Source organism: Nocardiopsis synnemataformans (assembly GCF_965343085.1).
Lineage (GTDB): Bacteria > Actinomycetota > Actinomycetes > Streptosporangiales > Streptosporangiaceae > Nocardiopsis > Nocardiopsis alborubida.
In genome coordinates this window covers 179,680-199,068 of the sequence record NZ_CBDRFA010000002.1, presented here as the reverse complement: position 1 = coordinate 199,068, position 19,389 = coordinate 179,680, and the positions used below count along the sequence as shown (strand labels likewise).

Below are 19,389 nucleotides of genomic sequence, written 5' to 3'. Positions count from 1 at the left end.
ACCCGGGCCGGGGTCCCGCACAGAGCACGGCCCGGTTCCCGTCGGACGGGAACCGGGCGTCCGTGCTGGCATCATGGCGCCATGAGCTCTTCCTCCCAGCCCGACCCAGAGGCGATGACCAGGCGGTTCCGCGAGGTGGCCGAGCGCGTGCTCGACTCCCTGCTCCACGACGCCCCCGAGTGGGCGCTGGAACTGGGCGACACCCGTGGCGCCTCCCGCCTGTCCGACCACTCCGCCGAGGCCGACGTGCGCCGCGTCTCCGTGCTCACCGACGCCCTCGGCTCCCTGGACGAGATCGACCCCGACCTCGTCCCCGTCGGCGACCGGGTCGACCTGGAGGTGCTGCGGACCCGCGTCAGCGCCGACCTGTGGCACACCGCGGAACTGCGCCCGCACACGTGGGACCCGCTGCTGTACTCGCCGGGCGAGGTCCTGCACGCTCTCGTGGAGCGCGAGGTCCTTCCCCTCCCCGAACGCCTGTCGGCGCTCGCCGCGCGCTGCGCGGCCCTGCCCGACTACCTCGCCACCGCCCGCTCGCGCCTGTCGGAGGGCTCCGGCATGCCCCGCGTGCATGTGGAGACGGCCCTGGCCCAGGCGGCCGGGGCCCGTGCCATGCTCGCCTCCGACGTGCCCGCCCTGGCCGCGGGAGCGCCCTCCAATCTGGAACCGGCCCGCGAGGCCGCCCTGGCGGCCGTGGAGGAGCACGCGGCCTGGCTGCGGGACCGGCTGGAGACCGCCACCGCCGACCCCCGCCTGGGGGAGCGCGACTTCGCCGCCCAGCTCTGGTACACCCTCGACTCCGAACTCTCGCCCGAGGCGCTGCTGGTGCGTGCCGAGAGCGACCTGCTCGCCACGGAGGAGGCGATCGCCGAGACGGCGGCCGAGTACCTGGGCGGGACGCGCCGCCGCGAGGGGGTGGCCGAGGCGCTCGCCGAGCTGGCCGCACGGGGCGCCACCGACGCCGACACCGTCCGCCCCGCCTGCGCCGACGCCCTCCTGCACCTGAACGAGCGGGTGCGCGCGCTGGACGTCGTCACGGTCCACGACGACCCCGTCCGGATCGTCCCGATGCCCGAGGCCCGCCGCGGGGTGTCGGTGGCCTACTGCGAGCCCCCCGGCCCCCTCGCCCCGCGGGCCGGGGAGCAGGCGACCCTGGTCGCGGTGGCCCCGCCGCCCGAGGACTGGCCCGCCGAGCGCCGGGAGTCGTTCTTCCGCGAGTACAACGCGGGCATGCTGCGCAACCTGATGGCCCACGAGGCCGTGCCGGGGCACGCGCTCCAGCTCGCCCACGCCGCCCGCCACGAGGGCGGCACCCGGGTGGGCCGGGTCCTGTGGAGCGGCACCTTCGTGGAGGGCTGGGCGGTCTACGCCGAGGAGGTGCTGGCCCGCCACGGCTGGTCCGGCGACCGGCGCGAGGACCTGGCCCTGCGCCTGGTGCAGCTCAAGATGCGCCTGCGGATGATCATCAACGCGATCCTGGACGTGCGCCTGCACACCGGAGACCTCACCGAGGCCGAAGCGATCTCCCTGATGACCCAGCGCGGACACCAGGAGGAGGGCGAGGCCGTCGGCAAGTGGCGCCGCGCCCAGCTCACCAGCGCCCAGCTGTCCACCTACTACGTGGGCTACACCGAGGTCTCCGACATCGCGAGCGACCTGGCCCGAACCGGGCTCACCGAGCGCGAGCGCCACGACGCGATGCTCGCCCACGGCAGCCCGCCCCCGCGCCACCTGCGCACCCTGCTGGAGCCGTAGGAAACCGCCTTAGGGCAGCCGGCGCCGCCAGGCAACCTCGCGGTCCAGCTGTCCCGTTTCCACGAACAGGCGCACCTGGTGCGTGTCGGGGAGCCTGCGGGCCAGCTCGCGGCGGTCGGCCTCCTCGAAGCCGAGCCCCCGCCAGAAGGGCCCCGAACGGCGGCTGAACAGCCAGGCCCGCCGCGCGCCCAACCCGGCCGCCCGGCTGATCGCGTGGCGGGCCAGCACGGACCCGGCGCCCGCACGGCGCCGGTCCTCCCGGACGGCCACGCTGCGGATGAGGGCGTCGCGGCCGTCGGCGCTGAGCTCGAAGCCGGTCGTGGCGGCGACGGACCCGTCGGCGTCCCGTTCGATCCACAGGCGCACCGACGGCGAGTCGAGTCCGCTCAGGGTCAGGTCGACCCCGCGCAGGAAGACGGTGAGGGCTTCGAGGTCCGCTGGAACGGCGGGACGGAGTGTGCTCACAGGCGCCGATCCTACAAAGCGTCCAGGAAACCCCCGCCGGGCACCCGTAGAGCCCGGGCCGGTGCTGGACGCAGCGGGGTTGACGTAGGACGGTCAGCACACCCCCGACCACGCACCCGTAGGCACCCGGCTGACGGACGACCACGAACCGTGTGGCTGGCGGTGCGCTGGACGCTCCACCTCCACCTCCCCGGGGTAGCCGTTCCCAGGGTCCCTGACCTCTCACCCGTCACCCGTCGGGGCGGGTCACGGTCGAAGGGCTCAACCCTCACCTCTTGGGTCGGACACCCGGACACCCGGACGGATGGGCACTCCGGCCGCTCTCCGCGCGTTGGCACACCGGCGGCCGTGGCAGGCGCGACCGGTTCCCGCGGAGTTGTCCACAGGCCGGGCGGGTTCGACCCGCGGTCGCCATCGCGCTTCTATGCTGGAGACGCGAGAGAGTACGGACAGGCGACGGAAACGGACGAGCCATGCGCGGTGCCGACAACGAGCACGGAGACGTTCCGATGGACCCTCCCGGCACGGGCACGGGGAGCCCCGACGGCTGGGAGCGGCTGTGGACGCCACACCGCATGGCCTACATCAAAGGCGAGGGCAAGCCCAGCGGCTCGCGCCCCGAGGACGGGTGTCCCTTCTGCCGCGCCCCCGGACTGTCCGACCCTGAAGGCCTCGTGGTCGCCCGGGGTAAGTCGGCCTACGTGGTCCTCAACCTCTACCCCTACAACAGCGGCCACCTGCTGATCTGCCCCTACCGCCACGTGTCCGACTACACCGCCCTGGACGAGGACGAGACTGCCGAGGTGGCCGCCCTCACCCAGGCGGGCATCCGGGCGCTGGGCGCCGCCTACGGGCCGCAGGGCTTCAACGTCGGCATGAACCTCGGCGGCGCGGCCGGTGCCGGGATCGCGGCCCACCTGCACCAGCACATCGTTCCCCGCTGGGGCGGCGACGCCAACTTCATGCCCGTGATCGGCCGGACCAAGGTGCTGCCCGAGATGCTGGAGCAGACCCGGGCCAAGGTCGCCGCGCACTGGCCCAGAGACTAGGGCGCGTCCTACGGGAGCACACGACACGCCCCCGGACGCCGCCCCGTCCCTCCACGAGTCCACCCAAACCCACCTGAGCCCACCCGAGCCGCCCGAACCCACACAAACTCACCTGAGCCCACCTGAGCCCACACAACCCGACCCCCGAGCCGTCTCCGCTGGTTCGGTCCCCATCCCGAGCCGTCTCCGCCGGTTCGGTCCCCATCCCGAGCCGTCCCCGCCGGTGCGGTTCCCACCCCCGCGACCCTTCCCGCCCTACGATTCCAAGAAGACATGCTGAGAATCCTTCGCCCCATGATCTCCCGGGTCACCACTCCGCTCGGCCGGAGCCTGGCCCGCCTCGGCCTCACACCGAACATCGTCACCATCGTCGGCGCCCTCGGCGTCGTCGTCAGCGCCCTGTACTTCTATCCGCAGGGACAGCTGTACGCCGGGTCGGTCGTCGTCACCGTCTTCGTGCTCTTCGACATGCTCGACGGGGCCGTGGCCAGGGCCCGTGACAGCGCCAGCGCGTTCGGCGCCTTCCTCGACTCCAGCCTCGACCGGGTCGCCGACGCCGCCATCCTCTCCGGGCTCCTGTGGTGGTTCATCGGTGAGGGTGACGACCCCCTGCTCGCCGGACTCACCCTCTTCTGCCTGGTCAGCGGCTTCATGGTGTCGTACATCAAGGCCCGCGCCGAGGGACTGGGCGTCAACTGCGACGTCGGCGTCGCCGAGCGCACCGAGCGCCTGGTGGTCATCCTCGTCGCCGTGGGCCTCGGCGGCCTGGACGTGCCCTACATCCTCGCGGGCGGCCTGTGGTTGTTGGCCGCGATGAGCCTGCTCACCGTCCTCCAGCGCCTGGTGGAGACCCGCGCCCGCCTCAACGACCCCGACTACGTCGAGGGCGCCGCGGGAACCGGCGACGCCAACAGCGGAGCCTGAGCACACGGGAAACAGGGAGACGGGGGAACGGGGACACGACGTGGACGAACGCACGGCCGACCTGGCCTACACGGCGGGGTGGACGATGATCCGCCGCACGCCCGAGCGCGCGGGGCGGGCGGTGTTCCAACGCCTGGCCGACCGCTCCTGGCGCACCCACGACGAGAGCACACGCGGCCTGGAGCGCAACCTGAGGCGCCTGGTCGGACCCGGGGCCACCGACGCCCAGCTGCGCGCGCTCTCCCGTGCGGGCATGCGCTCCTACATGCGCTACTACTACGAGATGTTCCGCCTCCCCGCGATGAGCGAGGAGTACGTCCTGGGCCGGACCCGCGCCACCGGGATCGAGGTACTGGAGAAGCACGTCCGGTCGGGCCGCGGCGTGGTCGCCGCCCTGCCCCACATGGGCAACTGGGACCACGCCGGAGCCTGGATCGCCCTGAGGGGCACCCCGCTGACCACCGTCGCCCAGCGGCTGCGCCCCGAGAGCCTGTTCCAGCGCTTCACCGCCTACCGCGAGTCCCTGGGCATGGAGGTGCTGCCGCTGACCGGAGGCTCGGGCACCGTGGGCACCCTGGCCCGGCGGCTGCGCGAGGGCGGCCTGGTGTGCCTGCTCGCCGACCGCGACATCAGCGGCACCGGCCTGGAGGTGGACTTCTTCGGGGAGCGTGCGCGCGTGCCCGCGGGGCCCGCCGCGCTGGCCCTCAACACAGGCGCCGCCCTGATGCCGGTCTCGCTGTGGTACGACGGCCCGTACTGGAACATCCGGGTCCACGACGAGATCCCCGTCGCCGGGGGAACCACCCGCGCCGAGCGGGTCCAGGCCACGACCCAGGAGCTGGTCCGCGTCTTCGAGGGGGCGATCGCCGAGCACCCCGAGGACTGGCACATGCTCCAGCCGGTGTTCAGCGCCGACCACGAGCGCGCCGTGCGTGGGGGGACCGCGGAGACCGCCGTGCCTGAGGGGACGGGTGACGGCACAGCACCGGGCGGACCGGACGGTGGCACCGTACCGGCCGTGGAGGGCGGGTTCCCCGCGGCGAACGGGGTAGGGGCCCCCCAAGGCAGCGGGGAGAGGACCCCCGGACGAGACGAACGGAACGGGTGACCGTGGGCATGCGGGTCGGCCTGGTCTGCCCCTACGCCTGGGACGTCCCAGGCGGGGTGCAGCAGCACGTCGGCGACCTCGCCGAGGCGCTCACCGGCATGGGGCACGAGGTGTCGGTACTGGCGCCGGTGGGTGACGCGGACACCGGCGCCCTGCCCGACTACCTCGTTCCCGCCGGAAGACCGGTCCCGGTGCCCTACAACGGCTCGGTGGCCCGGCTCACCTTCGGTCCCAGGGCCGCCTCGCGGGTGCGCCGGTGGATCGCCGAGGGGGAGTTCGACGTCCTGCACATCCACGAGCCGTCCGCGCCGAGCGTCTCGCTGCTGGCGTGCTGGGCGGCCGACGGTCCCGTGGTGGCCACCTTCCACACCGCCAACCCCCGGTCGCGGGCGATGGCGGTGAGCTCCCCGGCGCTGCGTTCGGCGATGGAGAAGATCAACGGCCGCATCGCCGTGTCCGAGGCCGCCCGGCGCACCCTGGTCGAACACCTGGGCGGGGACGCCGTGCTCATCCCCAACGGGGTGGCGGTGCGCAGGTTCGCGCACGCCGAACCCCTGCCCGGCTGGCCGGGCGAGGGCGGCTCGATCGGTTTCCTGGGGCGCCTGGACGAACCCCGCAAGGGGCTGGGCGTCCTGCTGGAGTCCTTCGTGCTCATGGCCCCCGAGCGCCCCGGCCTGCGCCTGATGGTGGCCGGGCCCGGCGACGCCTCGGCGGCCATGGAGACCGTCCCCGGGCACCTGCGCGAACGCGTCGTGCTGCTGGGGCGCCTGGACGACGCTGACAAGGCGCGCGCCTACCACTCCGCCGACGTGTTCTGCGCGCCCAACCTGGGCGGGGAGAGCTTCGGCATCGTGCTGACCGAGGCGATGGCCTCCGGCGCGGCCATCGCGGCCAGCGACATCCCCGCCTTCGCCGCGGTCCTGGACGGTGGCGCCGCCGGGGAACTGTTCGCCGCGGGCGACCCCGCCCACCTGGCCGAACGCGCCGGTGCGCTGCTGGACGCACCCGGGCGGCGCGCCGAGCTCTCGCGCGCCGCCCGCCGCGCGGTGCGCGCCTACGACTGGGACACCGTGGCCGCCGACGTCGCCCACGTCTACCAGACCGTCCTGCTGTGGGACGGGGACGGCCGCTCCGCGGGGGTGTGCCCGGACGACGGACCCCGGGCCACCGCCCTGCTGCGCCGGGGGACGACGTGACCGCGGTCGCCGGAGCGGACGCGTCCGCCGGGGGCGCGCCGCGCCTGGCCGCGTCCCTTCCGGGCACTGCCTTCCGGACATCCGTCTCGGGCATCGCCTTCCGGACGCCCGTCCCGGGCATTGCCCTCCGGACGTCCCTTCCGGACAACGCCCTCCGGACGCCCCTGCCGGTTCCGCGCACACCCGCCCCCGCCCTCGCGGAACGGGGTGAGCGGCCCTGACCGAGGACGTCCTCTTCGCCGCCACCGTCGTCGGCATCCTCCTGGCCCTGGTGCTGTTCGGCTTCTACCTCTCGTGGCGGGCCACCCGCCTGCACCGCCTGCACCACCGGGTCGACACCGCCCGCGCGGCCCTGGAGGCCGCTCTGGAGCGGCGCCTGGCCGCCGCGTCCGCGCTGGCCGCCGCCGACGGCACCGACGCCACGCGCGCCCTGCCCGGGGCCGCAGCGGCCGCACGCGAGGCGCGCGACCGGCAACGCGAGCTGGCCGAGAGCGCGCTCTCGCGCACGCTGCGCGCCGCACTGGAATCTCCGGGGCCCGCCGAGCGTTCCGAACTGCTGCGGCCCCACCTGACCGAGGTGGAGGCCGCCGCCAAGGGCGTCCACATGGCCCGCACGTTCTACAACGGCGCGGTCTCCGACACCCGCCGCGCCCGCCGTTCCCGGCTCGTCCGGACGTTCCGCCTGGCGGGCACGGCGCCCCTGCCGGACTTCTTCGAGATCGACGACCAGCCGCCGCGCATCCTGCTCCTGCCCGTCGGACCCGACACCCCGTAGAGACGGGACTCGGGAAAACACCGATCTGGCCAAAACCCTCGAAAGGGGGTGGAAGTAGGATGAGGGGCTGGTCGACCAGGGTGCGCGGCGCCGACGGTGTCCGCGTACCGCCGCGTGGGGCCGCCGACTCCGCTGCCCGAAGGCAGCCCTCAGCAGAACCGAGACAACGGGAGTCCACCACCGTGGCCAACAACGCATCGAACACCTCCGACAACGCCGTCGGTACCGAGCGTGTCAAGCGCGGCATGGCCGAGCAGCTCAAGAACGGCGTCATCATGGACGTCGTCACGCCCGAGCAGGCCAGGATCGCCGAGGACGCCGGTGCCGTCGCGGTCATGGCGCTGGAGCGCGTCCCCGCCGACATCCGCAGGGACGGCGGCGTCGCCCGCATGTCCGACCCCGACATGATCGACGGCATCGTCGAGGCCGTCTCCATTCCGGTCATGGCCAAGGTCCGCATCGGCCACTTCGTCGAGGCCCAGGTCCTGGAGTCGCTCGGCGTCGACTTCATCGACGAGTCCGAGGTCCTCACCCCGGCCGACGAGGCCTACCACATCGACAAGTGGGCCTTCACCGTCCCGTTCGTGTGCGGGGCGACCAACCTGGGCGAGGCGCTGCGCCGCATCGCCGAGGGCGCGGCGATGATCCGCTCCAAGGGCGAGGCCGGTACCGGCAACGTCGTCGAGGCCACCCGCCACATGCGCTCCATCCGCGGCGAGATCCGGCGCCTGGGCACCCTGGACGAGGCCGAGCTGTTCGGCGCCGCCAAGGAGCTGCGCGCCCCCTACGAGGTCGTCAAGGAGGTGGCGGCGCTGGGCAAGCTCCCGGTCCCGCTGTTCTCCGCCGGAGGCGTGGCCACCCCGGCCGACGCCGCGCTCATGCGCCAGCTCGGCGCCGAGAGCGTGTTCGTGGGCTCGGGCATCTTCAAGTCCGGTGACCCGGCCAGGCGCGCCGACGCCATCGTGCAGGCCACCCTGCACTACGAGGACCCCGCGGTCATCGCGCGCGTGTCCCGCGGTCTGGGCGAAGCCATGGTCGGCATCAACCTGGAAGACCTGTCCGACTCCCAGCGCTACGCCGGTCGCGGCTGGTAGCCGCCGCCTGACGGGCGCCCGCCGCGGCCGTCGCGCGGGCGGCGGGGCCGCGACCGGCCCCGCCGCCCGCTTGCAGGAGAACACGAGCCTACGTCCACGAGTGAGGCCGTACTTGACCGCCAGACCCACCATCGGCGTCCTCGCCCTCCAGGGCGACGTCGCCGAACACCTGCGCGCGCTCCAGGCCCTGGACGCGCACACCGTCAAGGTGCTCTCCCCCGACCAGCTCGACACCCTGGACGGGCTGGTCGTCCCCGGTGGGGAATCCACCACCATGTCCAAGCTGGCCGTCCGCTACGGCCTGATGGAACCGCTGCGCAAGCGGATCGCCGCGGGGATGCCCGCCTACGGCACGTGCGCCGGGATGATCATGCTCGCCGACCGCATCCTGGGCGGGACCGCCGACCAGCAGACCGTCGGCGGGATCGACATGACGGTGCGCCGCAACGCGTTCGGGCGCCAGACCGAGTCCTTCGAGGCCGCCGTGGACATCGACGGCCTGGGGGGCGACCCCTTCGACGCGGTGTTCATCCGCGCGCCCTGGGTGGAGTCGGTCGGGCCCGGGGTCGAGGTGCTCGGCGCAGTCCCCGGTCCCGACGAGGCCGGTAGGATCGTCGCCGTACGGCAGGGCGGCCTGATGGCCACGTCCTTCCATCCCGAACTGACCGGCGACACGCGCGTCCACCGCCTCTTCGTCGACCTCGTAACGGGAGCTCGGTCCTGAAAGGGCCGGACTTTTAGCCACTCGGATTGAAAGCCGCCGTTACCAGACCCAGCCGTCGCCTACAGGGAGGTGACCTTGATGGCTACGTTTCGTGCAGGACGGAAGACCCACCGGACCGTGCTTCCTCAGCGGCCCGCTCTGGAATCCGCGTCAGCAGACAATCCTCGGATCGGGAACGAAACGGGGCGCGGAGACCACACTCTGCGTGTGGTACCCGGTACGGAACATGGTCGAGGGGAGACCGATACCGCTTCACCTGGCGGTTCCGGCGTCACCCCCGTACCCTCACGGGTCGGGGAGAAGGGCCGTGAGGCCCATACCATCCAGCCGTACGTGTTCGTCATCGACAAGTACGGCACGCCCTTGCAGCCCTGCCCTCCGGCCCGGGCACGCAAGCTCTTGGACAAGGGCCGGGCGGTTGTACACCGTTACGCTCCCTTTGTTATCCGGTTGAAGGACCGGGCCGCCCCCGAATCGCAGGTGAATGGGGTAGAGGTTGGTATTGACCCCGGATCCCAGCACACAGGTATTGCCGTATTCACTGAACAAGGCGGCCAACGGCGGGGACGGTACGGCATCCGGCTGGACCATCGTGGCCCGAACATCCGTAAGAAGATGCTGCAGCGCTCCAACTACCGCCGGGGGCGCCGTTCCAGAAACCTGCGCTACCGTGCGCCCCGCTTCAACAATCGCGCCCGGTCGAAAGGATGGTTGGCTCCCTCGCTGCGGCATCGTGTGGACGCCACCGTGTCATGGATGGAGCGGTTGCGGCGTTGGGTGCCGGTACGGGCGGTGCACCTGGAGCGGGTGGCGTTCGACACCCACTCCCTTGCGGTGGGACGACCGTTGGAGGGAGTCGAGTACCAGCAGGGCACATTGCACGGGTTCGAGGTTCGCGAGTATCTACTGTCCAAGTTCAACCGCGCTTGTGTCTACTGCGGAGTGATCGGTGTGCCGTTGAACATCGACCATGTTCACCCCCGTTCCAAGGGTGGCTCCGATCGAGTGGCCAACCTGGTGGTGGCCTGTGTGTCCTGTAACCAGGACAAGAACAGTCGCCCCATCGAGGAGTTCGTGAAGGAGCCGAAGACCCTGTCATGGATCAGGGCCCGTGCCAAGGCACCCCTGCGCGACGCCGCGGCGGTGAACGCCACCCGGTGGGCACTGTGGCGGGCCCTCGAAGAGCGCCTGCCGGTTCATGTCGCGTCGGGTGGCAGGACGAAGTGGAATCGCACCCGCAATCAGTTGCCCAAGTCCCATACTCTGGACGCCCTCGCCGTTGGCAAGCTTGAGACGATCACCGAAACCGTCAGCATGGTCCTGGCTGTCGGCTGCACCGGGCGCGGTACCTACGCCAGGACCACTCCGGACAGGTACGGGTTTCCTCGGCTACGACGTTCCCGGACCAAGCGGTACTTCGGCTTTACCACTGGCGATCTTGTCCGTGCTGTTGTTCCCTTTGGTAAACGGCAGGGTACCCACACAGGTCGTGTCCTGGTCCGGGCCCAAGGCAGCTTCGACATCAGCACTGCTTACGGGCGACAGGCTGGTATCAGTCGCAGGTACGTTCGTCTTCTGCAGCGGGCTGACGGCTATGCCTACACAGTCATGAAGGAGACGGGGATTTCCACCCCGGTCCGAAGGCCGATGCTTCCACAGTCAAGAATCAGGTGAAAGGACATTCATGAGCGGCCACTCCAAGTGGGCCACCACCAAGCACAAGAAAGCCGTCATCGATGCCAAGCGCGGCAAGCTCTTCGCCAAGCTGATCAAGAACATCGAGGTGGCCGCGCGTACCGGTGGTGGGGACCCCGACGGGAACCCGACGCTCTACGACGCCATCCAGAAGGCGCGCAAGAGCTCCGTACCGCTCGACAACATCGAGCGCGCACGCAAGCGCGGCTCCGGTGAGGAGGCGGGCGGCGCCGAGTGGCAGACCATCATGTACGAGGGCTACGCCGCCGGTGGCGTCGCCATGCTGGTGGAGTGCCTGACCGACAACCGCAACCGCGCCGCCTCCGAGGTGCGCGTGGCCGTGACCCGCAACGGCGGCAACATGGCCGACGCCGGTTCGGTGTCCTACCTCTTCAACCGCAAGGGCGTCGTCATCGTGTCCAAGGAGGGCACCACCGAGGACGACGTGACCCTGGCGGTGCTGGACGCCGGTGCCGAGGAGGTCGAGGACCTGGGCGACGTCTACGAGATCGTCTGCGAGGCCACCGACCTGGTCGCCGTGCGCACCGCGCTCCAGGAGGCGGGCATCGAGTACGACTCCGCAGAGTCCAGCTTCCTGCCGACCATGGAGGTCCCGGTCGACGCCGAGACCGCCAAGAAGGTCATGCGGGTGGTGGACGCGCTGGAGGACTCCGACGACGTGCAGAACGTCTTCACCAACGCCGACATCCCCGACGAGGTCATGGCGGAGATCGGCTGACCCTTCGGAACCGACGCCTGTGGCCGCGCCTCTCGGGGCCGCGGCCACAGGCGTTTCGGGGTTCTAGCCGGTGACGCCGCCCACGAACGCCGCCCATTCAGCGGTGTCGAAGGCGAGGTGTCCGTGGTCGCGGTTGACGGAGTCGCGTACCGCGTAGGCCGCGGACCCGTCGGTGAAGGGGCCTGCTTCGACACACTGCCCACTGCCCTCGGCGCTGTAGGTGCTGATGTGCCAGGCGACCGGAAGGGCGAAAGCCGCCTTAGTCTCACTCATCGAAGGTCCTCTCCAAAGCCACGAGGAACTCGGCTGTGTCCCCGTCGTTGAGGCTGTACCCGTGTAGCCAATCGTAGGTGTCGACCAGTTGGTCCACCGACTCGGTTTCCAGGTAGATGGAACCGGCAGGGCTCTCGACGTGAGCGACCTCTGGAAAGGGATCGGTCATCTTGAGGAGGGTGAAGGGACCGTCCGGACTGGCGTGTGCTCCCGCAGTGAACGGCAGCACACGGATGTCGATGTTCGCGGAGGCCGCCATGGAAGACAGATGTCTCAACTGTTCGGCCATCACCTTGGGGCCGCCCACCTGACGCCGTAGGACTGCCTCGTCGATGACCACCGACAGGTGCAGGGGTTCAGCGCGTTCAAGAACCCGCTGTCGGTCCATTCGCAGGTTGACCCAGCGTTCGATCTCCCGCTTCGTGGAGCCTCGGTTGGCGACGAGCATCAGAGCACGAGCGTACTCCTCGGTTTGGAGCAGCCCCGGGACAGTGACCGTGGCGAAGGCGCGCATCTCGTGAGAGCGGTTCTCCAACCAGGCGCGGTCGATCGTGGAACTCCAGACGTTGTCCCCCGAGTACTGCTCCCACCACCCTGTCTTCCAGACCTCGCCCGCCAACTCCAGGACGGCTTCACGCTGCTTCTTGTCGTTGACTCCATAGAGGTCCATCATCGCGGCGGCGTCCACACGACGGATGGGGTAGATGCCCTGTTCACAGCGTCCGACGGTAGCGAGGTTGCGCTGGAGGTACTCGGCCACCTCCCTGAGCGCGAGCCCCTTCCTTTCGCGCATCTCCCTGAGGATCTGTCCGAGCCACTGCGCACGCAAGGTTACGCCTCGATCGGTCGCCATGGCACTCTCCTGCCTGTTAGAGATCTTCTCACGCGAATTCGTCTTCGCCCTTGTATGTGTCCTCGCTTTCTGTGATGATAACAGAAGGTGAGAGGTAGCTCACGGGGAATCAGAAAACCGGGGCGCGAACGTGACCGCCTCGGCCGTAAGACCACCGCCTGGGGCGTACATCAAGTTGGCGCTCGGTAACGCCCCAGGCGGTGCCTTCAGGAGAGGAACCCCGCATGAACGAAGCCCACGTACTCCCTGCCCCGATTGTCCCCTACGGCTGGGACGACGTCGACACCTCTGTGGACGACGAGGTCCCCGAACTGTTCAGCGAGGAGCAGCTCGACCGCTACGTGGACACCGTCGCCTCGCTCCTGCGCGCCGTCGGGATGGAGGTGGAGGGTCCCGACGTGGACGACCCCGCCCACCTCGAAGCCCGGAGGCCGGGCGGGCGGCTGACGCTGGAGGTCGACGTCCAGGAGGACCGCAGCGTCGAGTGGAGCGTCAGCGGTGACGGCGAACTCGACGCGGGCACCAAGGCCCTGGCACTGGCCGGTTTCCTGGTACGCGTGCTGGATACGGAACCCCGGGGCGCACACGGGTGAGGATTCCGCGCCGCCCAGCACACCGGTGCCCCTCCATCCGGCCGGGACGGAGGGGCACCGGTGTGCTGGGCGGCGGGCCCGGAAGCATGTGTTCCGTTGGTCAGGGCCATCGCAGCCGGTTCTGGCCGGTTCTGGCCGAGATCGGCTGATCCTCCGGTCAGGCGACCTCCCGCAGCAGGTCGCGAACGCGCGCGGGCGCCTCGTGGAGTGCGAGGTGGCCCGCGCTCGCGATCGTGCGCACGTCGGTGCCCAGCAGCCTGCGCACCGCACCGCGCAGCAGCGCGGGGGTGAAGACGCGGTCGTGGGCTCCGGTGGCCACCGTGACGGGTGTGCCCGACCAGTCCCGGAAGTCCTCGCCCCGCAGTATGCCTGGCACCGGGCTGGGGCGGCAGTGGCGTCCGACCAGGGTCGCCCACTCCGTGAGCGGGTGGGTGGTGCTGCCCGCGGCGACGGGCCCGCTGAGCAGGCCCAGGAGTCGCGAGCTGGTCCGCTCGCCCGGTGAGAGCCGCCAGGAGAACGTGGCGCGCAGCCTCTCGCCGTCCATGACGGGGGCGGCCAGGCCCGCCGGACCGACCAGCACGAGCCCCGCCACCAGCGGGGAGGGCATCGCCGCCAGGGCGGCCGCGGCACCCGTCGAGTGCCCGAGAAGGATCACCGGTTCGGAGGTGACCTGGGGTAACAGCGCGTCCAGCCAGGCGCCGTAGGCGTCCGCCCGTCCGGGCAGGGGGCGCCGGGAGTCGCTCGTGCCCGGGTGTCCGGGCAGGTCGGCCAGGAGCACGGTCCGGTCGGCGCGGAGCACCCGCGCGGTCGCGACCAGGTTCGCCGACCCGAGGAGGGCTCCGGACAGCAGCAGGACGGGAGTCCCCGGCCCGCCCGGCAGGACGTGCACCCGGGTCGCGCGTCCGGCGGCGGTCACCGCCCCCGGCGAGCGCAGGTCACGGGCCCCGCCCAGTGTCCGCTCGCACCAGGAGCGCACCGCGATCTCACCGGCGTCGGACCGGTAGACCCGGGTGAGGGACAGCGTGGACATCGTTCACCTTCTCAGGGCGGGGACGTCCCGGTGGGAACGGGGACGTCGGAAAGGGCGCGGGTGTTTCCCGCGCACGGGAGGACCGGTGCCCCCTCGGGGACACCGGTGCCGGAAGCAGGGGGTCTCAGCGCAGCGGGTCGAGCGCCTCCAGCGCGCGCGGGCGGACGCCGGTCGCGATCTGCTCGGCCAGGAGGCCACCGGTGACCGGGCCGTGCGTGAGCCCCCACATGCCGTGGCCGCCCGCGACGTAGACGCCGGGGGTGCGGGTGGCCCCCACCAGGGGCACACCGTCGGAGGTGACCGGCCTGGGCCCCACCCAGGTGTCGGTGCGCTCCTGCCAGCGCACCCCCTTGAGGTAGGGGCTGGCCGAGCGCTCGATGGCCTCGACCCGTCGCGGGTCGAGCGCGTCGTCGGGGCCCCGGAACTCCATGGTCCCCGCGACCCGCAGCGCCCCCTGGTAGGGGGTGCACGCCACGCGGGCCTCCGGCAGGTAGACGGGGCCGGGCACCGGCTCGTCGGTGGGGACGGTGAAGGAGTAGCCCCGCCCGGCGCGGACCCGGGCGCGTACGCCGTGTTGGGCGGCCAGCCGGTCGAACCAGGCGCCCGTGCACACCGCGACCGCGTCGGAGCGGATCCGTTCGCCGTCGCCGGAGACGGTGACGACCGCGCCGTCCTCCCGGCCGACGCCGACCGCCTCGAACCCGGTGCGCTGAACCCGCCCGCCGCGCTCGCGCACCGAGGCCGCCAGGTTGTGGACGAGGGTGCCGGGGTCGACGTGGCGCTGTCCGTCCAGGCGCACCGCCGCCCCCACGGCCCCCGAGGCGTGGGGGAGGACCTCACGGACCGCCGCTCCGGTGAGGGCGGCGTGGTCGACGTCCAGCCCCGAGGCCGCGATCCGGTCCAGCTCGCGCAGGAGCGCGACGGCCGAACGCGGGGAGCGGAAGAGGGCGGTGATGGGCCCGGAGGCCTCCGTGGTCTCCACGCCGCCCTTGGCCAGGGTGTCGAAGGCGTCCAGGGCCCCGGTGTTGAGGGCGAGGTTGGCGCGTACGGCCCTCTCCCACGAGTCCCAGCGGCAGTGCGCGGCGAAGCGGGCCAGGAACAGCCACAGGTCCGGCGAGGGCGACAGCGGGACCGACAGGGGCGCGTCGCGGTCGAGCAGGGAGCGCAGGCCGTAGCGCAGCACGCCCGGCTCGTTGAGGGGGATGGCCAGGCCCGGTGAGAGCCATCCGGCGTTGCCCCAGGAGGCTCCGGAGCAGACCCCGTCCCGGTCCACGACGGTGACGCGGACGCCGTGCTCCTGGAGGAACCAGGCCGTCGACAGGCCGACCACCCCCGCGCCCACGACCAGCACGTGCTGGACCCCGCCGACACGCCCCACGTCCGCCATCGCTCCGGTTCCCCCTGTTCACCGCGTCTGTCGGTTCCCACCATGCTCGCTTTCCGAGGTGAAGGCCTTGTCGGGAAGCGACAAGCAGAAGTGGATTTCCTGTGTCCGTCAGACAAAGGGGGTGGCGGGGTCCGCGCCCGGGTCAGGGCAGGCGGGAGAGCACCTCGGCGGTGAACTCGTCCGTGCCCGCGCTGCCGCCCAGGTCGGCCGTGCGCACGGGGGAGGAGGCCAGTACGGCGCGGACCGCGTCCATGACCTGCGCGCCCGCCTCGGGGTGGCCCAGGTGGTCGAGCATCATCGACGCCGACCAGATGGCCCCCAACGGGTTGGCCAGCCCCTTGCCCGCGATGTCGGGCGCCGAACCGTGCACGGGCTCGAACATCGACGGGTACTCGCGCTCGGGGTTGAGGTTGGCCGACGGCGCCACGCCGATACCGCCCGCCACGGCGGCGGCCAGGTCGCTGAGGATGTCGCCGAACAGGTTCGAGCCCACGATGACGTCGAACCGCGCCGGGTCCAGGACGATCTTGGCGGCCAGGGCGTCGATGTGCTCCTGCTCCCAGGCCACCTCCGGGTGGTGCGCCGCGCGCTCGGCCACCAGTTCGTCCCAGAACGGCATGGTGTGCACGATGCCGTTGGACTTGGTGGCCGAGGTCAGCCTCCCGCCGCGCCGTCCGGCCAGGGTGAAGGCGTGGTCGAGCACCCGCTCCACGCCCCTGCGGGTGAACACCGACTCCTGGAGGGCCGCCTCGTACGGGGTGCCCTCGTGGATCCGGCCGCCCACGCGCGAGTACTCGCCCTCGTTGTTCTCGCGCACGACCACGAAGTCGACCTCGCCGGGCAGCGCCCGCGCGACCGGGCTGGGCACCCCCTCCAGGACGCTGATCGGCCGCAGGTTGACGTACTGGTGGAAGCCGCGGCGGATGGGGATGAGCAGCCCCCACAGCGACACGTGGTCGGGGACGCCGGGCCAGCCCACGGCGCCCAGCAGGACGGCGTCGTGGTGGCGGATCCGGTCCAGGCCGTCGTCGGGCATCATGGCGCCCTCGGCCAGGTAGCGCGCGCAGGACCAGTCGAACTCGTCGTAGGAGAAGGAGAACGCGTGGTGGGCGCCGATCCGGTCCAGGACGGCCCGGGCGGGAGGCAGGACCTCCTTGCCGATGCCGTCACCGGGGATCGTGGCGACGCGGTAGTGCTTCATGGCGGTGTCCTTCCAAGGGATGTTCGGGGCGTTCGGGGAGGTTCGGGGCCGACGGGGGGAGGGCCCGGAGCCCGGCCGGGAAGGGGCGGGGCGCTGGGCGGGTGCATCGGGCGCATCGGGTGTATCGGGTGGGACGCGGGGAACGCACTCAGGGAGCGCGAACCCCGCGTTCGGGACGAGGGGAACGAATCCAGTACCGGGGGTCCGTGCTCAGGTCGCGGAACCCCCGCCCAGGAACGCGCGCAGGTGCCGTGCCGTGGCCTCGGGCGCCTCCTCGGGCACGTAGTGGTCGCAGTCCAGCGCGTGGCCCCGCACGTCCCGGGCGTACCCGCTCCAGGCGTCCGGCACGTCGTAGTGGCGGCCCACGAAGCTGTGCCGTCCCCACAGCAGCAGGACCGGGCACTCCAGGCGGCGCCCGGCGTCGGCCCGGTCGTGCTCCAGGTCGATGGAGGCCGCCGCCCGGTAGTCCTCGCACGAGGCGTGGACGGCGGCCGGGTCGCGGAAGCAGCGCACGTACTCGTCCACGGCGGCGGGCGCGAAGGGGGCGCCGCCGTGGTGGCGTGCGTTCATCCGGGTGCGGACCCAGAAGTCCGGGTCCTGCCCGATGAGGTGCTCGGGGATGCCGTTGCCCGCAGCCAGGAAGAACCAGTGGTGGTACCCGAGGGCGAACTCGGCGTCGGCGTGCTCGAAGGCGTACCGGGTCGGCACGATGTCCAGCGCGCACAGCGCCGTCACCGCCTCCGGGTGGTCCAGGGCGAGGCGGTGGCCGACCCGGCCGCCGCGGTCGTGACCCGCCACGGCGAAGGAGTCGAAACCCAGTTCGCGCATGACGAGGTACTGGTCCCGCGCCATGGCCCGCTTGGCGTAGGGGGCGTGCCGCTCGTCGGAGGCGGGCTTGTCGCTGTCCCCGTAGCCGCGCAGGTCGGTCATGACCACCGTGAACCGGTCCGCCAGGAGCGGTGCGACGCGGTGCCAGATCAGGTGCGTCTGCGGGTAGCCGTGCAGCAGCAGGAGCGGCGGGCCGTCCCCGCCCACGCGGACGTTGACGCGCACGCCCTCGGCGTCCACGGTGCGGCGGGCAAACCTGGAGGGAAGGAGGTCGCTCATAGGTGGATCCCAGCAGGCCGGGGGCGCGGGCGTCCAAGACCGGTTGCCGATATCGTTGATAGGACCGGCCTATAAGGAGAAGCGGTGGACGTCCGGCAGCTGGAGTACTTCCTGGCCGTGGTCGACCACGGCGGGGTGAACCGTGCGGCCTCGGCCCTGTACCTGTCCCAGCCGTCCCTGTCGCAGGCGGTCCGGGCCCTGGAACGCGACCTGGGCAGCGACCTCTTCCACCGCATCGGCCGCCGCGTGGTGCTGACCGAGGCGGGCCGCGCGCTGATCGAGCCCGCCCGCGAGGCGGTGCGCGCCCTGGACCTGGCCCGCTCGGCGGTCGAGTCGGTCCGGGAGCTGCGTGGAGGCCGGGTGGACGTGGCCGTGCTGCCCACCCAGGCGATCGAGCCGCTGACCGGCCTGGTGGCGGGCTTCACCCGGCGCCACCCGGAGGTGTCGGTGTCGGTCCGGAGCGCGCTGACCACGCGCGACGCCGTCGAGATGGTGCGCACCGGCGCCTGCGAGCTCGGTGTGGTGGCCACCTCCGGGCCGTTCGCGGGAGCGGGGGTGCGCGCCCATCCGCTGGTGTGCCAGAGCTTCGTGCTGCTCGCCCCGCCCGACGGGCCCTTCGCCGCGGGGGAGGCCGTGCGCGCCGAGCGGCTGGAGGGCCAGCGCCTGATCGTGGGGCAGCACGGCTCGGGCATGCGCCGGTTCGTCGACGAACTGGTCGCGGACGGCCTGGACGCCCGGGTCGCCGTGGAGAGCGAGCACCGGGTGTCCCTCCTGCCGCTGGTTCTGGGCGGGGCCGGGATCGCGGTGGTCACCGACGCCTGGCGGGACCTGGCCGAGCGGGCCGGGGCGCTGGTGCTGGACCTGGAGCCCACCGGCCACCTGCACGTGTCCCTGATCAGCAGGAGGGGACCGCTCACCGCGGCGGCGGAGGCGTTCGTGGCCCACGCGGTGGGCTGAGCGGGGTCGGCCGGGCAGGTGCTCAGCCGGTCATGTCGAAGGCGGAGACCACCCTGGCCGGGCGCAGCCGCACCGCGAGTTCGCCGGGGACGCCGTTGCGCCGCCCGAACTCCTCGGCCCGCTCGGGCCCCACGTACCGGCGGGCGATCGCGGTCGCGGTGCGCACCAGCTCGTCGGGGTCCTCGGAGACGACGGCCTCGCCCTGCACCTGTACGAAGGCGTACGGCGGCTCGGGCAGGTCCACGGTGAGCGCCACCCTGGGGTCGCGCGCGATGGACCGGCCCTTCGCGGTGGAGGCCCCGGTGTTGAAGACGATGTCGCCGTCCTCGACGACGAACCACACCGGCGCCGCCAGCGGCCGTCCGTCCGAGGCGGTGTAGGCGAGCATCCCGGTACGGGTGCCCTGGAGCAGGAAGTCGCGGACCCGGGGGTCGGAGAGAGAAGTCACGGCTCCACGCTAGTGC

20 protein-coding genes are annotated in these 19,389 nt (G+C 72.0%); 12 read left to right on the top strand and 8 right to left on the bottom strand.

The window, feature by feature from the left end:
- Nucleotides 1–114 precede the first annotated feature (114 nt).
- Nucleotides 115–1,755, top strand: coding sequence for a DUF885 domain-containing protein (locus tag ACSIH6_RS01950; RefSeq protein ID WP_435105996.1), 1,641 nt, complete (start codon nt 115–117; stop codon nt 1,753–1,755).
- 9 nt (nt 1,756–1,764) lie between these two features.
- Here ACSIH6_RS01950 and ACSIH6_RS01945 read toward each other — a convergent pair whose 3' ends face one another.
- Nucleotides 1,765–2,220 carry a GNAT family N-acetyltransferase gene (locus ACSIH6_RS01945; protein ID WP_435105915.1) on the bottom strand — a complete coding sequence of 152 codons (456 nt, stop codon included), beginning with the start codon at nt 2,218–2,220 and terminating at the stop codon, nt 1,765–1,767.
- A 473-nt stretch (nt 2,221–2,693) separates the two neighbouring features.
- Here ACSIH6_RS01945 and ACSIH6_RS01940 point away from each other — a divergent pair, with 473 nt between their 5' ends.
- The 9 genes from ACSIH6_RS01940 to ACSIH6_RS01900 all read left to right on the top strand — a co-directional run bounded on the left by ACSIH6_RS01940 (nt 2,694) and on the right by ACSIH6_RS01900 (nt 11,524).
- Nucleotides 2,694–3,269, top strand: a complete 576-nt coding sequence (locus ACSIH6_RS01940; RefSeq protein WP_435105913.1) for an HIT family protein — start codon at nt 2,694–2,696, stop codon at nt 3,267–3,269.
- Nucleotides 3,270–3,563: 294 nt separating this feature from the next.
- Entirely contained in the window at nt 3,564–4,193 is a 630-nt protein-coding gene (gene pgsA, locus ACSIH6_RS01935; RefSeq protein ID WP_435105994.1) for a phosphatidylinositol phosphate synthase, read from the top strand.
- 40 nt (nt 4,194–4,233) lie between these two features.
- The gene (locus ACSIH6_RS01930) at nt 4,234–5,301 is read left to right on the top strand and encodes a phosphatidylinositol mannoside acyltransferase (protein WP_435105911.1); all 1,068 of its coding nucleotides are present in this window, start codon (nt 4,234–4,236) and stop codon (nt 5,299–5,301) included.
- Nucleotides 5,298–6,497, top strand: coding sequence for a glycosyltransferase family 4 protein (locus ACSIH6_RS01925; protein WP_435105908.1), 1,200 nt, complete (start codon nt 5,298–5,300; stop codon nt 6,495–6,497). Before ACSIH6_RS01930 ends, ACSIH6_RS01925 begins: the two co-directional genes overlap by 4 nt.
- Before the next feature lie 271 nt (nt 6,498–6,768).
- Nucleotides 6,769–7,272, top strand: coding sequence for a hypothetical protein (locus ACSIH6_RS01920; protein WP_435105906.1), 504 nt, complete (start codon nt 6,769–6,771; stop codon nt 7,270–7,272).
- Between the two features lie 182 nt (nt 7,273–7,454).
- On the top strand, nt 7,455–8,366 hold the full coding sequence (gene pdxS, locus ACSIH6_RS01915) for a pyridoxal 5'-phosphate synthase lyase subunit PdxS (RefSeq protein ID WP_435105904.1): 912 nt from the start codon (nt 7,455–7,457) through the stop codon (nt 8,364–8,366).
- 112 nt (nt 8,367–8,478) lie between these two features.
- Nucleotides 8,479–9,090 carry a pyridoxal 5'-phosphate synthase glutaminase subunit PdxT gene (gene pdxT, locus ACSIH6_RS01910; protein ID WP_435105902.1) on the top strand — a complete coding sequence of 204 codons (612 nt, stop codon included), beginning with the start codon at nt 8,479–8,481 and terminating at the stop codon, nt 9,088–9,090.
- Nucleotides 9,091–9,423: 333 nt separating this feature from the next.
- Nucleotides 9,424–10,764 (top strand): RNA-guided endonuclease IscB, encoded by a 1,341-nt coding sequence (gene iscB, locus ACSIH6_RS01905; protein ID WP_435105900.1) that lies wholly within the window; start codon nt 9,424–9,426, stop codon nt 10,762–10,764.
- A gap of 10 nt (nt 10,765–10,774) precedes the next feature.
- Nucleotides 10,775–11,524: a YebC/PmpR family DNA-binding transcriptional regulator gene (locus tag ACSIH6_RS01900; RefSeq protein ID WP_435105898.1), complete on the top strand. Its 750-nt coding sequence runs from the start codon at nt 10,775–10,777 to the stop codon at nt 11,522–11,524.
- A gap of 63 nt (nt 11,525–11,587) precedes the next feature.
- Here ACSIH6_RS01900 and ACSIH6_RS01895 read toward each other — a convergent pair whose 3' ends face one another.
- Nucleotides 11,588–11,797 (bottom strand): DUF397 domain-containing protein, encoded by a 210-nt coding sequence (locus ACSIH6_RS01895; protein ID WP_435105896.1) that lies wholly within the window; start codon nt 11,795–11,797, stop codon nt 11,588–11,590.
- A complete protein-coding gene (locus tag ACSIH6_RS01890) occupies nt 11,790–12,650 on the bottom strand; it encodes a helix-turn-helix domain-containing protein (protein ID WP_435105894.1) in 861 nt (286 codons plus the stop codon). The genes ACSIH6_RS01895 and ACSIH6_RS01890 overlap by 8 nt, the downstream gene beginning before the upstream one ends.
- A 224-nt stretch (nt 12,651–12,874) precedes the next feature.
- Between ACSIH6_RS01890 and ACSIH6_RS01885 the strand changes: the two genes are divergently transcribed.
- Nucleotides 12,875–13,243, top strand: coding sequence for a hypothetical protein (locus ACSIH6_RS01885; protein ID WP_435105891.1), 369 nt, complete (start codon nt 12,875–12,877; stop codon nt 13,241–13,243).
- Between the two features lie 157 nt (nt 13,244–13,400).
- Here ACSIH6_RS01885 and ACSIH6_RS01880 read toward each other — a convergent pair whose 3' ends face one another.
- The 4 genes from ACSIH6_RS01880 to ACSIH6_RS01865 all read right to left on the bottom strand — a co-directional run bounded on the left by ACSIH6_RS01880 (nt 13,401) and on the right by ACSIH6_RS01865 (nt 17,968).
- The gene (locus tag ACSIH6_RS01880) at nt 13,401–14,273 is read right to left on the bottom strand and encodes an alpha/beta fold hydrolase (RefSeq protein ID WP_435105889.1); all 873 of its coding nucleotides are present in this window, start codon (nt 14,271–14,273) and stop codon (nt 13,401–13,403) included.
- 124 nt (nt 14,274–14,397) lie between these two features.
- On the bottom strand, nt 14,398–15,660 hold the full coding sequence (locus ACSIH6_RS01875) for an NAD(P)/FAD-dependent oxidoreductase (RefSeq protein ID WP_435105886.1): 1,263 nt from the start codon (nt 15,658–15,660) through the stop codon (nt 14,398–14,400).
- Between the two features lie 142 nt (nt 15,661–15,802).
- Nucleotides 15,803–16,861 carry a tartrate dehydrogenase gene (locus tag ACSIH6_RS01870; protein WP_435105884.1) on the bottom strand — a complete coding sequence of 353 codons (1,059 nt, stop codon included), beginning with the start codon at nt 16,859–16,861 and terminating at the stop codon, nt 15,803–15,805.
- Between the two features lie 210 nt (nt 16,862–17,071).
- Nucleotides 17,072–17,968, bottom strand: a complete 897-nt coding sequence (locus ACSIH6_RS01865; protein ID WP_435105882.1) for an alpha/beta fold hydrolase — start codon at nt 17,966–17,968, stop codon at nt 17,072–17,074.
- Nucleotides 17,969–18,052: 84 nt separating this feature from the next.
- On the opposite strand from ACSIH6_RS01865, the gene ACSIH6_RS01860 reads away from it, so the two are divergent.
- On the top strand, nt 18,053–18,925 hold the full coding sequence (locus tag ACSIH6_RS01860) for a LysR family transcriptional regulator (protein WP_435105880.1): 873 nt from the start codon (nt 18,053–18,055) through the stop codon (nt 18,923–18,925).
- A 22-nt stretch (nt 18,926–18,947) separates the two neighbouring features.
- Here ACSIH6_RS01860 and ACSIH6_RS01855 read toward each other — a convergent pair whose 3' ends face one another.
- A complete protein-coding gene (locus ACSIH6_RS01855) occupies nt 18,948–19,373 on the bottom strand; it encodes a PPOX class F420-dependent oxidoreductase (protein WP_435105877.1) in 426 nt (141 codons plus the stop codon).
- Between the last annotated feature and the right edge of the window lie 16 nt (nt 19,374–19,389).

What these genes read in the sequence shown, in the direction of transcription:
- ACSIH6_RS01950 (WP_435105996.1), top strand. Translation starts at nt 115, where the DNA reads ATGACCAGGCGGTTCCGCGAGGTGGCCGAGCGCGTGCTCGACTCCCTG.
- ACSIH6_RS01940 (WP_435105913.1), top strand. Translation starts at nt 2,694, where the DNA reads ATGCGCGGTGCCGACAACGAGCACGGAGACGTTCCGATGGACCCTCCC.
- pgsA (WP_435105994.1), top strand. Translation starts at nt 3,564, where the DNA reads ATGATCTCCCGGGTCACCACTCCGCTCGGCCGGAGCCTGGCCCGCCTC.
- ACSIH6_RS01900 (WP_435105898.1), top strand. Translation starts at nt 10,775, where the DNA reads ATGAGCGGCCACTCCAAGTGGGCCACCACCAAGCACAAGAAAGCCGTC.
- ACSIH6_RS01895 (WP_435105896.1), bottom strand. Translation starts at nt 11,797, where the DNA reads ATGAGTGAGACTAAGGCGGCTTTCGCCCTTCCGGTCGCCTGGCACATC.
- ACSIH6_RS01890 (WP_435105894.1), bottom strand. Translation starts at nt 12,650, where the DNA reads ATGGCGACCGATCGAGGCGTAACCTTGCGTGCGCAGTGGCTCGGACAG.
- ACSIH6_RS01885 (WP_435105891.1), top strand. Translation starts at nt 12,875, where the DNA reads ATGAACGAAGCCCACGTACTCCCTGCCCCGATTGTCCCCTACGGCTGG.
- ACSIH6_RS01880 (WP_435105889.1), bottom strand. Translation starts at nt 14,273, where the DNA reads ATGTCCACGCTGTCCCTCACCCGGGTCTACCGGTCCGACGCCGGTGAG.
- ACSIH6_RS01875 (WP_435105886.1), bottom strand. Translation starts at nt 15,660, where the DNA reads ATGGCGGACGTGGGGCGTGTCGGCGGGGTCCAGCACGTGCTGGTCGTG.
- ACSIH6_RS01870 (WP_435105884.1), bottom strand. Translation starts at nt 16,861, where the DNA reads ATGAAGCACTACCGCGTCGCCACGATCCCCGGTGACGGCATCGGCAAG.
- ACSIH6_RS01865 (WP_435105882.1), bottom strand. Translation starts at nt 17,968, where the DNA reads ATGAGCGACCTCCTTCCCTCCAGGTTTGCCCGCCGCACCGTGGACGCC.